The sequence below is a fragment of the Myroides sp. LJL119 genome (assembly GCF_054871605.1).
The window spans coordinates 130,716-145,299 of sequence record NZ_JBTXLO010000008.1; the positions used below are offsets into that span (position 1 = coordinate 130,716).

Below are 14,584 nucleotides of genomic sequence, written 5' to 3' on the forward strand. Positions count from 1 at the left end.
AGATGATATTTTAAACTATTATTTTATTTGTTTTCAAGGAAATAAAACTATTACTATTAGTTCAGGAAAAACCAATGATACCTTAAATTATAAAAAATTAGTAGTACCAGTTGCCTGTAGAATTATTAAAAAACATTGCAAGAAACCTAGTTAATAAATTAAAGTAAGTTGTCAAAAGACCATCTAATGCAACTATTATGACTGCAAAAATGATTTATAAGGCCAATTTTTTCCGATTTTAACCTCCAGTGGTAAAGCTTTTATTTATTAATTACCTCTTGAGAAAGAAATAATTTCAACAAAGTAGGCTCTATGGTATTTTATAATTCTAAAGCTACTTTTGTAACTATTGAACATCGTATTTGAGCTATTAGTTTGTAAATAGATTTTTATGCCAAGTTATATGTAGTTAAAAACAAGCATAGGTGTAGAAATAAAAAATTAGGATTCTTTTCAGGGTTTTTAAAAACAATAGATTAAGTTTGATTATTGATATATAGCTTAAAAAACAACATTTTAAAAAACTGTAAACCTATGCGACAACCAATATTAACAGAACGCTTTATTCTTCGCGAGATTCAGGCCTGTGACTTGCAAGGTATGTTTGACTTAGATAATGACCCTTTGGTGCATAAATATCTGCAAGAACCCATTGTAAGTACTTTAGACCAAGCAAAGCAAGTCATAGATTTTATTACCAAGCAATATAGTGATAATAAAATAGGAAGGTGAGCTATAATAGATAAGCAAACAAATGATTTTATTGGGTGGGCAGGTCTAAAATTGGTAAAAGAACCTACCAATGGGCATGTGGATTATTACGACTTAGGTTATAGGTTGATTCAAAAATATTGGAATAAAGCAATTGCAAGTGAAGTGGCAAAAGCCTGGTGTGTGTATGCTTTTAATCAAATGTCCATACAAACGCTCTACGCCACGGCGGATCTTGAGAATATAGGTTCAAATAAGGTACTTACAAAAATTGGTTTTAAATGTATCGAGCAATTTAGCTACCATGGAGTTTTACACAATTGGTATAAACTTGAAAAGCATGATTTTAAAAACATGATTTAAGGTAATACAAAAAGTTTTAAATTTCATAAGCTTATAATTTTTGAATGATTGATTTTTAAGCTGTGGTACTACCAAGGTAACCGGGAAAATAATTCTTTAGAATTAACAATCTTTAATCAAAGAATAATCAGCTTTACAGGTAGTTTATTTCTATAAGAGAAAGGTTTTTGTTGGGCGGTGATATACTTGGTAGTTATTAATTAAATCTTCAAAACACAAAAGCTTTTTTAAGTTATGCGATCCCTGGTAGACTAACATTAGTTTTGATATATGAGATTATTGGTTATATTTGTTACCTCGACCTAGAATTAGAGCGAGTAAATAAAGGTCAGTGCGCGTAAGAATTTTTCATAATAATTACATGGTTATGTCCTATTTACAGTTTCAAGATATTGGATAAACATCTATAAGTGCATTTAGATAAGTTTGAAATACCTTTTACTTGATTAGAAATTATTGTTGTTATTAATGTCTAAATATATATAGGTAAAAGTATTTTATAATCTTGATTTTTAGATAATTATTATCTTTATGAAGAATCAGGTATTATCTAAATATTAAAAAATCTGCTTAGTTTTCTAAGCAGATTTTTATCTTATCTATTCTACATAATGTAGAATGGGCGTAAAAGCGACTTTATCAGTTAAAAGATAAGTTAATAAAATTATCTAGTACAGTTTGCTGTCCAGATACGACCATCTTTTGTAAAGGCGATTACAAGAGTACTTTGGTCTATTCTAATGTAATGGGCCTGATCGGAGCCAATATTAATTAAAATATTTTCACCATCTTTTTCAAATTCAACCCCGGTTAAGTCAGGTATTTTATTCGAGAAAATAAAGTTATAATTTTTCCCAACCTTTACAACCTCTACGTTTCCATCGGTAGCATCAATGTTTTTGTCTTCAAATTTATAGGTTACATGGCCTTTATAATTACCAACAAAAATATCATTATCTACAGGATCGTCATCTTTACTACATGCCGTAATACTTAAAAGTACTATTAGAATTAAACTAAGGGGCATTAGTAATTTTTTAATTGCATTTTTCATAATAAAAAGTTTTGTGATTTACTTAAATAGTGCAATAATCATGCTAAAGTTATTATAATTCATAAAATATAAAGGTTTTATGTAGTGATTTAAGCAATTAATCAAGTGTATATCTAGTTGTTTTAACAAGATCAAATTAACGGTTTTCTACAATTATACATCTTAGATAAATAAAACAAATTGTATATTGACAAGGATTTAAAAGTTGTTTAATTTAAAAAAATTTAAAAAAGTGCAAGTTGCAATTATTGGAGGGGGAATAGCTGGATTAACCATGGGTATAGCCTTGGAAAGGGCTAATATACCCTACACTGTATATGAGGCAACAAGCCAAATAAAACCAGTGGGAGCAGGTATTGCTTTAGCAAGTAATGCTATGCAGGTTTATCGTTATTTAGGATTGGAGGATCTTATCGCGCAAAAAGGCATGGCTATTTCCAAGGTATTGTTAACCGATATGAGATTAAAGGAATTAACAAGTTCTGATTTAGCCTATTTTAAAGATAAATATAAATTAGAAAATATAGCTATTCACCGCCACGAGCTACATCAAGTTTTATTAGAGGCAATTCCAAAAAATAGAGTCGTTTTAAATAAAAGGCTTCAAAATATCACCAAACAAGAAAATGGTGATTATCTACTTACTTTTAGCGATACAACTACTTGTGTGGCCCAATATATTATTGGAGCCGATGGGTTAAGAAGTAAAGTAAGAGAACATTTATTTGGGCAAGCTATTTTGCGAGACGCTCACCAGGTTTGTTGGCGAGGTACTTTACAATATGATATGGGGAGTCTTTATGATAATACGGCAATTGAGGCTTGGGGAAAAGCAAAGCGATTTGGCTTTGTGAAGCTAGATTCCAAAACACTCTACTGGTATTTTTTAATTAATCAGGATTTATATAATAACAATATGTCTTTAAATTCTTATCTGCATCAGATAGATCCGCAGGTGGCTGATTTTATTAGGAAAACGCCCGATGAGGCTATTTTTAAGGATAAAATTTTTGATTTAAAGCCATTGGAATCTTGGCATAAGCACCGAGTTTGTTTAATAGGGGATGCTGCTCATGCTACAACACCTAATTTAGGACAAGGAGCCTGTCAAGGTATTGAGGATGTTTATGTGATTAGTAAGTTACTTCAGCGCTTTCCTTTGGAATTAGCCTTAATGAAATTTTCTGCTATTAGAAGACCAAAAGCTTTAAAAGTTGTAAAGCATAGTTGGCTTCTTGGAAAAGTAGCGCAGATTAAAAACCCTGTCTTTGTTCAAATTCGCAATATGTGTTTTAAATATATGCCTGAATTTTTAAAACAAAAGCAAATGCAAATGCTATTTGATTTACAGAAAGTAGAGTGATTTAATTTTCTATAAAATGTGATTTTTAAACATAAATAGTTATAACGGTAAAAAAGATATTCAAAAAACAAAAAGCCAAACAAATAGTTGTTTTAAAAAAGCAGAGAAATTATGCATTATTGGTTTGTTGTATTTTGTATTTCATCCTTGCAAACATGGTATTATTTAGGAAAATATAAAAATACTATGTTTGTTTTTTTAGAAGTTAATCTACTTAGAATTTACCACTTAGGTTTTTAAAAAAGTTATAAAAAGCTGTTTATTCTCCTATAAGAAAAACTAATTAATCACAAAGTCATGTCCATTAGGTGTTGTACAATTACAGATATAGAGTCAAAGGTTTTATTTGCCCATATAACCAGCCATATTCCACGGAATTATTCTTTGGGTGAAATATGGCTAAATTGTTTTTACTGAAATAATCTTTACAGGGCATAGATCTTGGGCTAATTCACAATTTTCTAAAATTTGATAATTAGTTGATTTCAGGGTATAAAAGTTTTTTTTCTGGATGGAATTCAAAAGTACAGTTTTACCATCTTTTTTAGACATTTGAAATTGTTGCGGGGCTACCTCCACACAATAGTTACAGCCAATGCATTTGTCTTTTTGAAGGGTTATTACAATCATATGGCTTGTACGATTTTATATACTTTATCAGATAATCTTACTCTAAAGGGTACCTTTATGGTACATGTATCACCTTTGGTGGCTTTTAATGTGCTTTTTTCATTAGCAAAGAGTTCTTTAATAGTTAGTTGTTCTACCCCTGTGGTAGGACCGGTGATTAGAATCTGATCCTCAGGTTTTAAATCATAGGTTTCTATTTTAAATTCAGCGATGCCTGCATTTTGATAAAAATGGGTAACTTTTCCTATATATATTTTTTTTTGGGTAGCACTACTTCCAGGATTATCACTCCATTGACCTAGCTTTTGACCTAAGTAGTATCCTGACCAAAAACCGCGGTTATATACTTTTTCTAATTCACCAATCCAGCGTTGTACTTTTTTAGAATCATAGGTTTTCTCTTCTATGCTATCTAAAGCCTCTTTGTAGGCTTTAACCACCGTAGCTACATATTCAGGCGATCGTCCTCTTCCTTCTATTTTGAGTACCTTAATTCCTGAATCAACAACTTGGTCTAACAAATCAATGGTGCATAAATCCTTTGGCGACATCATGTATTGATTGTCAATCTCTATTTCGAATCCACTTTCTTGGTCTATGACAGTATATTTTTTACGGCAATTTTGTTTGCATGCACCTCTGTTGGCAGAAGAATTATGCGAATGTAAACTTAAGTAACATTTGCCAGATACGGCCATGCATAAAGCGCCGTGCCCAAAAACTTCAATTTCAACAAGTTTTCCATTAGGACCCTTTATTTGCTCTTTTTCTATTGCTTGTGTGATATTTTTTATTTGACGAAGACTTAATTCTCTAGATAAAACGATCGTTTGGGCAAATAAACTATAGAATTTAACACTTTGTAGATTTGTTACGTTTACTTGGGTGGAAATATGAACTTGTAAATCAATAGAGCGAGCCATTGCAATAACGGCTTGATCCGATGCAATAACAGCTGTAATTTTAGCTTGCTTTGCTTTGTTTAGTAAGTTTTTTACAACAAGTAAATCATGGTCATACACAATGGTATTTAGTGTAAGGTAAGAACGAACTTGTTTTTCTTGACAGCGTTTTACAATTTCAGGTAAATCCTCCGTGGTAAAGTTTACGCTCGATCGAGCTCTCATATTTAATTGATCTATGCCAAAGTATACCGAGTCAGCTCCATTGTCTAAAGCAGCTTGTAAGGACTCAAAATTACCAGCCGGGGCCATTAATTCTATATTTGAATTAGTTTTCATAACCTAGAAGTATTACTATTTAAATTTGTTTTATTAACCTTTAAAAATAGGGTGGAACGCCAAAGACAGTCCAAATTATCTAAATAGTCAGGCAATTATATCATCATCTACAATATATCACTACAAGGTGGGTATTGAATTTAGAAAGAAAAAAGAATAAATCTTGTTTGTCTTTGTTCTTTAGAATAAGATATAGTTGCATGCTATAAATTTCTATTCATATTGGTAAAGCCTCTAATTGGAAGAGACTTTATTTGGCTGCAAAGTTAAATGGTTTAAATGCTTTAAAGAAGCAGAAAACTAGCTATTTTATTTCTATACTTTAAACTACTAATTTGATTTGTAATTAGTTGAATAGATTTTAAGGTTTGTAAGTTAAGCTGAGCTAAAGCTTTTTAAAAATACAAATATCTCTTAAGTAAACTATATTGCTCCTACAAATAAGGAACAATAAATTAATTATGGAAATAATAAAAAAGAAGTAAGACAAGTTTAATTGATTAAGGATTTTTGAAAAATTCCAATTTATTTACTATAAGGTTGATAAAAAAGTAATCAAGATTCTATTATAATCCTTATAGGGGTATAAAACCAGTCTTGTAATTTATAACAAGACTGGTTGATTTTTTTTTGTCCCTTTATATAGTTAATATTAAAAAAATAAAAGGATTACTGAATCCCTTTTAAAAAAGTAATAGGAATATTAAAAAAGGTAGAAACTCGAGTTTAAAACTAATTAATCAGACCTGTTTTAAAGCCCTGCACATAGCAAAGGCAAAAGCTAGTATCTTTAAAGATAGATAACAAAAGGTAAGGATTAGTTTTTAAAGTCTAGTATGTATGTAAAACTGTATTAAATCAGTGAATAATCTACTTTATTGGGGTTTTTAGTCTATGACTTTGTCTATGTATTTGGAGTTCATTATCCTAACAATACCCATATAATCTAGGTGTAGTTTAACACTACTTCCAACTTTATAATTATTTAAGTTTTCCCCTAGATCCAAAACAGTAATATCCGATGTAGCTGCCTCTATAATCACACTGGGATCTGCCGAGGTTAAATGTTTAATATCTACATCTAAAAGCCCGATATCAATTAGGGCTCTAATTGTTTTTTTTCCAACGTCGTTTTGATCAAAGCTTGTGGTTTGTCCATCTACATTGACACCTAATTCCCCCGATGGAACAATTGGTTTTTCATAAAGCTCGATAATTTCGGCTCTTAATTCAAATACATTCTGCTCTAAATTTTCAAAAGCAGTATGATCAAATGCATTTGTACCCATAAACAGTGTCTCACCAACTCTAAAATGATTTATTTGCTTGGGTAAAACTTGGTTTTGAATCAGTGGAATAGTTACAGAGGATCCCCCTGAGAGATAGTCAAGCTTTATATTATGTTTGATTTCCACTAATTGCTTGTATAGGTTTAATTGGTTTAATTTATCTGCATTAGGCAATACACCATAAAGGCAAGATAGGTTACTTCCAATTCCAACAACTTGAATGTTTTTAAATTTTTGGGTAGCAGCAAATAGATCTAAAAAATCATCTCGCATAACTCCCTCACGTAGCTCTCCAAGATCTATCATTAGGATTATCTTGTGGATCATGTTTTTTTTTAGGGCATGTTGATTTAGCAGATCAATTGTGTATAGATCGGAATTCAAACTTATATCTGCATATTGTATTATATCTGCAATAACAGCCTTGGAAGGAGGTTTAATGTATATTGTTTGACAAAGTGGGTCAATTTGTTTTACTGTCTTTAAATTCGAGATTCTAGAATCAGAAATACTCTGAGGTTTTAAATCAAGTAATAATTGGAGATATTTTCTATGGCCACAGAGTATTTTACTCACCGCGGACCACTGTATGGCATTATCTTTGAAAAAAGAATTTAAATAATAGTAATTGTGTTCTAGTTTTTTCTTATTTAATATAATATAAGCCATGTTAATTGTTTAATCTCATTTCAAGATATTTATTAGTAAAGCCTAGTTTCTCATATAAATACTTAGCAGGATTGTCTTTTTCAACATGTAATGCTATGTCTCCCTTGCAATTAGAAATTACTTCATTCATTAGGGCTTTTCCCAAACCTTTTGCTCTATAATCTTTGTGTACTGCAATGTAAACAAGAATGTTTTCGGGGATGTACCCCTGCATACCAGTTTCATTTATAATACTAAGGCCAATTAAGGTGTCGTCTTGATATAGACTGATTATAAAACCACCAGTTTGCTTTTGATTTAATTCATTAAAAGTATATTTTATACACTTTTCAATGGCGTTTTTTTCATCTGTAAACTCATCCAAATGTTGGTGCAAAAAGCAAGCGAATTGATCTCTTTGAACCTGATCTGGCTTATTGTTTAAATCCCATTTTATGGTCTTCATAAATCGTTGTTTTTATTAATTAATTCACAAAATACAGTTTTTTGGTTGTTTTTCATATTATTATCCCATTTATTAACAATCTTTTAAGAGGTGGACGCCTGGAAAAAACAATCATTTTTAACTGCTTTTTTTCAAAAAAGTTGGATCTAAAAAAATAGATAAATTTAGCTTTTTGATCTACTGTGATTTCTTAACAATCTACTTGAATAAAAGCGGGCAAGGCCATAGTAGAAAGGTTGATAGGTATTAAAAGGTCATTAATCCAGAGCATTGAATTTCTTGTTAATTTATCTGGATAATCATGGAATTAAGGTAAGTCAAGCCTGTTGATAATCAATAAGAAATAGTTAGTGAATCTGTAGGGTTAGAGCAAGATGATAATAACTGAAAATCCAGGTAGCTTTTTAAGATTTAAAAAACACTTTTACCTGTTTTTGGTATTTGATTAATTTTAAAGTATTTACCTGTTTTTTTTAATATTAAGATGAAAAAAGGTAAAAGAAAATTTTGTGGCTTTAATATTTCATCGTAATATTGCGATATGAAAATTATTTACTAATAATGGGAGTAACAAAATCGGAGTTGTTTAGTGATAAAAAAAATAAGTTATCACTTATGTTTAAGGTTCTAGCTCATCCAGCAAGACTTGCTATCCTTCAGTATATTATAAATCAACAAGCTTGTATTTGTAATGATTTGGTGGAGGAACTTGGTTTGGCTCAAGCTACTATTTCACAACATCTAAAAGAGCTTAAAAATAGTGGGCTAATAAAAGGAACAATAGAAGGAAAGTCAGTTTGTTACTGTATAGATGACAAGATTTGGAATGAGTTTCAGCAGGAATTTCAATTATTCTTTGGTCAAAGAATATCCTCAGATGGGTGTTGTTAGCGTTTTTTTAATTCACATCATCGTAATATTACGATTATATATGTAATAAAATTTTAAAATATGAAATTATCAGAAGTAAAAGCAGTTTTAGCAAATTTAGATCGCGTAGATTTTCAATTTGAAGATGGAACCTTTGTAGCGGAACACTTCCATGTAACAGAAGTAGGTCAAGTAACCAAAAAGTTTATTGACTGTGGGGGTACAATAAGAGAAGAGGTTAATGTAAGTTTTCAATTATGGAATGCAGAAGATTATCAGCATCGTTTAAAAGCAGGTAAGTTGCTTCATATTATTGAATTGTCAGAAACAAAATTAGGTATTGTTGATGCAGAGATTCAAGTAGAAGTTCAAGGGAAACAGACAATAGAAAAGTATTTCTTAGCATTTAATGGAACTCACTTTCTATTAAAAAACACATTGACTGCTTGTTTAGCAGAAGATGCTTGTGGGATTACACCAAGTAAGTTGGTAGCTCCAAGTAGTTGTTGCGATCCTAACTCTGGCTGTTGTTAATCTTATATAAGTAAAAGATGTATAAAACATTATCAGCTACAATTAGCACTATACTTGAATCACAAATGATAAGTGATAGTAGAAAAGAAGCTTTGGCTCCCTTGCGAGCCTATATTCAATCTAAGGTTGATTCAAAATCTCCAATTCGAATCAATTTTATCTGTACACATAATTCAAGAAGAAGTCATTTGACTCAAATTTGGATGCAAGTAGCGGCTAGTTACTACGGTATTCCAAATGTTATTTGTTATTCAGGAGGGACCGAGCAAACAGCTATGTATCCAATGGTTGCTACAGTTCTGAAAGAACAAGGCCTTGATGTATTTAAAATTGCGGATGCAGAGAATCCTATTTATGCTATAAAGTATGATGATAATGAAGTCCCTATTATTGGTTTTTCTAAGAAGTACGATGCTGCTTTTAATCCAAGTGGTGATTTTGTAGCTGTAATGACTTGTTCACAGGCTAATGGAGATTGTCCTTTTATAGCAGGCGCTGAGCAAAGAATCCCGATTACATTTGAGGATCCTAAGGCATTTGATGGGACAGCACATCAACAAACAGGATATTTTAATCGAAGTATTGAAATTGCAAGTGAAATGTTTTACATCTTATCGCAAATTAAAAAATAAGTTATGCAAGTTAGAATGAAATTTTTAGATAGATACTTAACCCTTTGGATTTTCTTAGCTATGGGAATTGGTGTTTTTATAGGAAATGTATTTCCAAGTGTTTCTAATCTAATGGATAAACTCTCTATTGGAGCTACCAATATTCCATTGGCTATAGGGCTAATTATCATGATGTATCCTCCACTGGCTAAGGTTGATTATAGTCTATTACCACTGGCCTTTAAGGATAAGAAGGTACTAAGCTTATCTCTTTTCTTAAACTGGATTGTAGGACCTGTTTTAATGTTTGTGTTAGCTATTATTTTCATGCGTGATGAACCAGATTATATGGTAGGTTTGATCCTTATTGGTTTAGCAAGATGTATTGCCATGGTGATTGTATGGAATGATTTAGCCAAGGGCAATAGGGAATATGCTGCCTTACTGATTACATTAAATAGTGTGTTCCAAGTATTGTTTTATAGCTTTTTTGTTTGGCTTTTTATTAACGTATTGCCTTCTTATTTTGGATTTGCTGATTATGCTATTTCAATTAAGATGAGTGATGTTGTACAAAGTGTACTTATTTATTTAGGTATTCCATTTTTAGCTGGATTTTTAAGTCATAAATACCTTAATAAAATAAAAGGAGAAGATTGGTTTAAGCGTAAGTTTATCCCTTTTATATCACCCTTTACCTTATATGCTTTACTGTTTACCATTGTGCTGATGTTTAGCTTAAAAGGAGAGCAAATTGTTCAGTTACCTATGCAGGTAGTTAAGGTCGCTATTCCACTTGTTATCTATTTTGTATTGATGTTCTTTGTTAGTTTCTTGGTAAACAAGTCAATGAATGTGGACTACGATAAAAATGCTGCTATTTCTTTTACTGCATCAGGCAATAATTTTGAATTAGCCATTGCGGTGGCGATTGCTGTATTTGGGATACATTCTCCTCAAGCTTTTGTTGGGGTTATCGGACCTTTAGTAGAAGTTCCAGTATTGATTCTACTTGTACGAGTGAGTTTATGGATGAAGAAGAAATATTATAATCGGTAAATGATTTTTTTGGATTTTTTACATAAAATTGTTCCGCGTAGTATAGATTTTGACAATCATATCCTAATTTGTGTATTGTTTTTAACCTTGGTAGCGTATTTCTATATCATGTAGTACTTAATTTTAAAGTAAACAGGAATCTAGTATGATACATGGGTAGTTTTTTACCTATACATACATTGTTTGATTAATCTTTTGATATATTTTTATTTATTTGGTGGGTAAGTAATTTCAATGACTTACTCCTATGGGGCTTTTTTCTAAGCTTTAGGATATTGCTTTTTTTAAACTCTAATATTTTTTCTTGTTCGAGAATTACTTTTAAATCTGTAAATTTTTCGCAAAAAAGTGGATAGTTTAGACCTGTAATTTAAGATAGTGTTTCCTTTAAAAATGTAACTTTATATTATGGAAATACCAAAGAAACATTTGTAAAAGACATTTGCAAGAATACGCGTGGTATTTTCATCCTGAGATAAAATATTTTACTATTTTTCGAAGCTTTTCCAGCAGAGACTTCCATTGCTGATTCATGTGGAAAACACAGTATTAACCAATCTCAATTTTACAAGAGGAATAAAGAGTTTTTACAAGAAGGAAAAAAACCTTATCTGACCATGTAACGCGTGAAGCTACCAGTAGTGAGGTAACGGAATTAAAGAAAGGTAATGGCCGTTTAAAAGAGATGGTTAATGATTTGGTTTTACGTTATGACATTGAAAAAAAAGTTTAGATTAAAAGATTAATTTAAAGGCTACATGAGATTAACTGCAAGTGAAAAACACCAGATAATTCCAGAGATTACATGCAGTGAGTTAGGTATAAAACGAACCTTGCAAGAATATAGAATCGTTCGTAGTAGGTTTTACAAATGGTATTAAAGTTATCTTGAAAATGGATTAGAAGGATTAAAGCCCTAACAACGAATCTCTAACCTACAATGCAACATTATTTCGGATGTGTAAAAAGACCTTTTAATTGAATTAGCTTTAGAATATTCTGAGTTATCCTCTAGAGAATTGGCTTTTAAACTCACCGATCAACAAGGAGGTTATTTATCAGAATCAACTGTTTATCGCATCTTAAAGCAACGCAAATTGCTTGCCGCTTTAAATCCTATCTTAGTTGCTGTACTCACCGAGTTTAAAGACAAAGCATAATTTACTTGTCAAATGTGGCAGCTTGATTTTACTTATTTTTAAGATTATTGGATCGAGTGGTATTATTCAAGGACTGTTTTAGAAGATTACAGCAGGCATATTATTCACTGGAAATTATGTAGTTCGATCAAGGCTGAGGATGTAAAAAGAACTGAGAACACAGCTATTACAAAGGCTCGATTAAAAATAAAAAACAAAAACCACTATTTGACAATGGTCCTTGTTATGTTTTTAAAAGAACTAAAATCGTATTTAAAAGATCACTTAAAAATCAAGCAACTTCACGGTAAGTCAATGCATTGATAGACTCAAGGTAAAATTGAACGCTATGATAGAACCATGAAAAACGTGATTAAATTAAATTATTTAATCATCCATAAAAATTAATGCAAGCCTTAAATGAATTTGTTGAAAATTATACAAAGAAAAGGTATCATGAAGCTTTAAACAACCTAACTCCAGCAGATTTATTTTTTGGAAGATCGGATAAAACACTAAAGCATCGAGCAATTGTTAAATAAAAAACAATTGCTAAAACAAGGCAATTGTATAATCAGAGATATTGTGTAGTGTTACAAGTATTTACTTATTTTTTCAAATTAGTTGCTTTTTTTTCTAAACTGCGTGGGGCTCATACCTACTTTATTCTTAAAGTATTTGCTAAAATGACTTTCGTCTATAAAGCCAAATTGATTGGCTATTTGTGTAAAAGATTCATTTGTTTTAGCTACATTGTTTTTTAATGCCTCTACTTTGGTAGCGTGTATATATTGCTTGGTCGTCATTTTTATTTCTTTTTTAAAATGATTAGATAGCGTATTTACACTCATACTAAATTTGTTAGCTATAAAATCTAAGCTAAGCATATCGGGTTCTTGTATATTTTTATGAATATGTCTTAGTATAAAGGCAAAGTGTTTTTTGTCTTTTCTGCTCGTATTTTCTTCAGGATGATAGTTTAGATTTCTTTCGATAATAGCAATAAGACTCATTATTTGGAAATAGCAAATGTTCTCGTTTCTATTACTAAATTGCACTAATTGTAGTACAATCTCAAATATAGAAAGCACTAAGTCAAACTCTTTGCCCGCAAAGCTCACTTTAGGGTTGTTTGGTGATTGAGCTTTAGATAATGCTACAGTATAACCAGAGGCATTTGCAGTTAACTCTTTCAAGTTTCGTTTGGCTTGTTCTGAAAACTGCAGAATATAAAAAAGAGTAGTCGTAGTGGTTTTAAAGGTATGTAATTCGTTTTTTCTAATCAAAAATAAGTCGCCATGGGTATAGTTGTAGTCAATAGCGTTTTTGGTATGCGTACCCGTACCCGATTGTATAAAAACAAACTGATACACAGAATGCTTGTGGGTTTCTGTATAATTGGGTTCAAGTGTTAATTTGCGTACAGAGATTGGTTCGAATTGTTTTTCATTCATTGTAGTGAAATGTTGTGGGAATATACCAATTGTTTGTGTAAATATACTGAAAATTAAGCTTGTTATTGTAGAAATTTGCTCATGTAAATTTTTATAAAATATAGTTTAGCAGATTTTAAAACTAAAATATGATGAAAGAAATATTAAAAGTAAAACAAAAGAGTTATCTAACTCCAAATTATATCCGAGTAGTATTAGAAGGAAATGTACAAGCATATGAAAATGCTAAAGTAGGCGACAATAATAAAATTATTGTGCCCAATGCAGCGGGAGAGATTCGCATACCCGTTACACCAGAAGATAGAAAAGAGATAACTATTCGTACCTATACTACACGTGCTATTGACTTTGAAAACAATACGCTTACTATTGATTTTGTAGCGCATGGCGAAGACGGACCAGCCTCTGCTTGGGCTATTCATGCGAAAGTAGGCGATGAGTTGGGGGTATTAATGAAGGTAAAAGAGAAGAGCTTATTTGCTCCTGCAGATTGGTATTTGTTGGTAGCAGATCATACTGCACTGCCAGTAGTTGCAGTTATTTTAGAAACGCTACCTAAAGATGCCAAGGGGAAAGTTATAATTGAAGTATATAGCCAGGCAGATGTGTTGTCATTAGATAAGCCTGTTAACGTTGAAATAGAGTGGGTTTTTAATACCTACCCAGGAGAAGATATGCCTTTAATGGACGCCATACGTGCTATTGAGTTTCCTGCTGAGCAGAAGTTTATTTTTGCAGCAGCCGAATATCATTTTATAAAGGAGTTTAAACATTTTTTTAAAGAGGAAAAGGAATTAGAATCAGCCCAATGGAATGTTTTTTCGTATTGGAAATACGGACAATCAGAAAACGTATCTGCTGAAGATAGAAGCAAAATTAGAAACGCTTAATATACTTTTTTGTAAAAATACTCTTGACTGTTGTGTGTCTATAAAAAAGGTTTGGGTAAATCTAGACTGACCCCAAAAAATTGGACGAAGTTTTGTAATCTTTTTAATATAATGAGCTCGGTATTCTCCAATGTTTTTATTGTACTCAAAATAGATGACACTGTTTATAAAACCAATTTAATACCCTATATGAAGCTTGAGTTAGGTTTTAATAGAAACCTAACCCAGGCTTATTTTTTGAACTTACACACTAATACATACA

Annotated in this window: 16 protein-coding genes; 10 read left to right on the forward strand and 6 right to left on the reverse strand. The window is 31.2% G+C overall.

Annotated elements, in window-relative coordinates; translation table 11 throughout:
• Positions 1-534 precede the first annotated feature (534 nt).
• Together ACYSNV_RS09860 and ACYSNV_RS09865 are read left to right on the forward strand one after the other, a co-directional pair.
• On the forward strand, positions 535-732 hold the full coding sequence (locus tag ACYSNV_RS09860; protein WP_461762397.1) for a GNAT family N-acetyltransferase: 198 nt from the start codon (positions 535-537) through the stop codon (positions 730-732).
• 6 nt (positions 733-738) lie between these two features.
• A complete protein-coding gene (locus ACYSNV_RS09865; protein WP_461762417.1) occupies positions 739-1,074 on the forward strand; it encodes a GNAT family N-acetyltransferase in 336 nt (111 codons plus the stop codon).
• Between the two features lie 664 nt (positions 1,075-1,738).
• Here the strand turns inward: ACYSNV_RS09865 and ACYSNV_RS09870 are convergent.
• The gene (locus ACYSNV_RS09870; RefSeq protein ID WP_461762398.1) at positions 1,739-2,128 is read right to left on the reverse strand and encodes a hypothetical protein; all 390 of its coding nucleotides are present in this window, start codon (positions 2,126-2,128) and stop codon (positions 1,739-1,741) included.
• 232 nt (positions 2,129-2,360) lie between these two features.
• On the opposite strand from ACYSNV_RS09870, the gene ACYSNV_RS09875 reads away from it, so the two are divergent.
• Positions 2,361-3,491 (forward strand): FAD-dependent monooxygenase, encoded by a 1,131-nt coding sequence (locus ACYSNV_RS09875; RefSeq protein WP_461762399.1) that lies wholly within the window; start codon positions 2,361-2,363, stop codon positions 3,489-3,491.
• 399 nt (positions 3,492-3,890) lie between these two features.
• Here the strand turns inward: ACYSNV_RS09875 and ACYSNV_RS09880 are convergent, their stop codons facing one another.
• The 4 genes from ACYSNV_RS09880 to ACYSNV_RS09895 form a co-directional block, all read right to left on the reverse strand.
• Complete coding sequence (locus tag ACYSNV_RS09880; RefSeq protein ID WP_461762400.1) at positions 3,891-4,121, reverse strand: ferredoxin; 231 nt, start codon at positions 4,119-4,121, stop codon at positions 3,891-3,893.
• Positions 4,118-5,362, reverse strand: coding sequence for a peptidase U32 family protein (locus ACYSNV_RS09885; RefSeq protein WP_461762401.1), 1,245 nt, complete (start codon positions 5,360-5,362; stop codon positions 4,118-4,120). The genes ACYSNV_RS09880 and ACYSNV_RS09885 overlap by 4 nt, the downstream gene beginning before the upstream one ends.
• An 887-nt stretch (positions 5,363-6,249) precedes the next feature.
• Complete coding sequence (locus ACYSNV_RS09890; RefSeq protein ID WP_461762402.1) at positions 6,250-7,320, reverse strand: alanine racemase; 1,071 nt, start codon at positions 7,318-7,320, stop codon at positions 6,250-6,252.
• A 1-nt stretch (position 7,321) separates the two neighbouring features.
• Positions 7,322-7,765, reverse strand: a complete 444-nt coding sequence (locus ACYSNV_RS09895) for a GNAT family N-acetyltransferase (RefSeq protein ID WP_461762403.1) — start codon at positions 7,763-7,765, stop codon at positions 7,322-7,324.
• 561 nt (positions 7,766-8,326) lie between these two features.
• On the opposite strand from ACYSNV_RS09895, the gene ACYSNV_RS09900 reads away from it, so the two are divergent.
• From ACYSNV_RS09900 to ACYSNV_RS09925, 6 genes are all read left to right on the forward strand, one after another.
• Entirely contained in the window at positions 8,327-8,656 is a 330-nt protein-coding gene (locus tag ACYSNV_RS09900) for an ArsR/SmtB family transcription factor (protein ID WP_461762404.1), read from the forward strand.
• A gap of 60 nt (positions 8,657-8,716) precedes the next feature.
• On the forward strand, positions 8,717-9,169 hold the full coding sequence (locus ACYSNV_RS09905; RefSeq protein WP_461762405.1) for a DUF6428 family protein: 453 nt from the start codon (positions 8,717-8,719) through the stop codon (positions 9,167-9,169).
• Positions 9,170-9,186: 17 nt separating this feature from the next.
• A complete protein-coding gene (locus ACYSNV_RS09910) occupies positions 9,187-9,801 on the forward strand; it encodes an arsenate-mycothiol transferase ArsC (RefSeq protein WP_461762406.1) in 615 nt (204 codons plus the stop codon).
• Positions 9,802-9,804: 3 nt separating this feature from the next.
• Positions 9,805-10,839: an ACR3 family arsenite efflux transporter gene (arsB, locus tag ACYSNV_RS09915; RefSeq protein ID WP_461762407.1), complete on the forward strand. Its 1,035-nt coding sequence runs from the start codon at positions 9,805-9,807 to the stop codon at positions 10,837-10,839.
• 758 nt (positions 10,840-11,597) lie between these two features.
• Positions 11,598-11,720: a hypothetical protein gene (locus ACYSNV_RS09920; protein WP_461762408.1), complete on the forward strand. Its 123-nt coding sequence runs from the start codon at positions 11,598-11,600 to the stop codon at positions 11,718-11,720.
• Positions 11,721-11,858: 138 nt separating this feature from the next.
• Positions 11,859-11,999: a hypothetical protein gene (locus tag ACYSNV_RS09925; protein ID WP_461762409.1), complete on the forward strand. Its 141-nt coding sequence runs from the start codon at positions 11,859-11,861 to the stop codon at positions 11,997-11,999.
• Between the two features lie 599 nt (positions 12,000-12,598).
• Here the strand turns inward: ACYSNV_RS09925 and ACYSNV_RS09930 are convergent.
• The gene (locus ACYSNV_RS09930) at positions 12,599-13,432 is read right to left on the reverse strand and encodes an AraC family transcriptional regulator (RefSeq protein WP_461762410.1); all 834 of its coding nucleotides are present in this window, start codon (positions 13,430-13,432) and stop codon (positions 12,599-12,601) included.
• A gap of 128 nt (positions 13,433-13,560) precedes the next feature.
• Between ACYSNV_RS09930 and ACYSNV_RS09935 the strand changes: the two genes are divergently transcribed.
• Positions 13,561-14,322, forward strand: a complete 762-nt coding sequence (locus ACYSNV_RS09935) for a siderophore-interacting protein (RefSeq protein WP_461762411.1) — start codon at positions 13,561-13,563, stop codon at positions 14,320-14,322.
• The last annotated feature ends 262 nt before the right edge of the window (positions 14,323-14,584 follow it).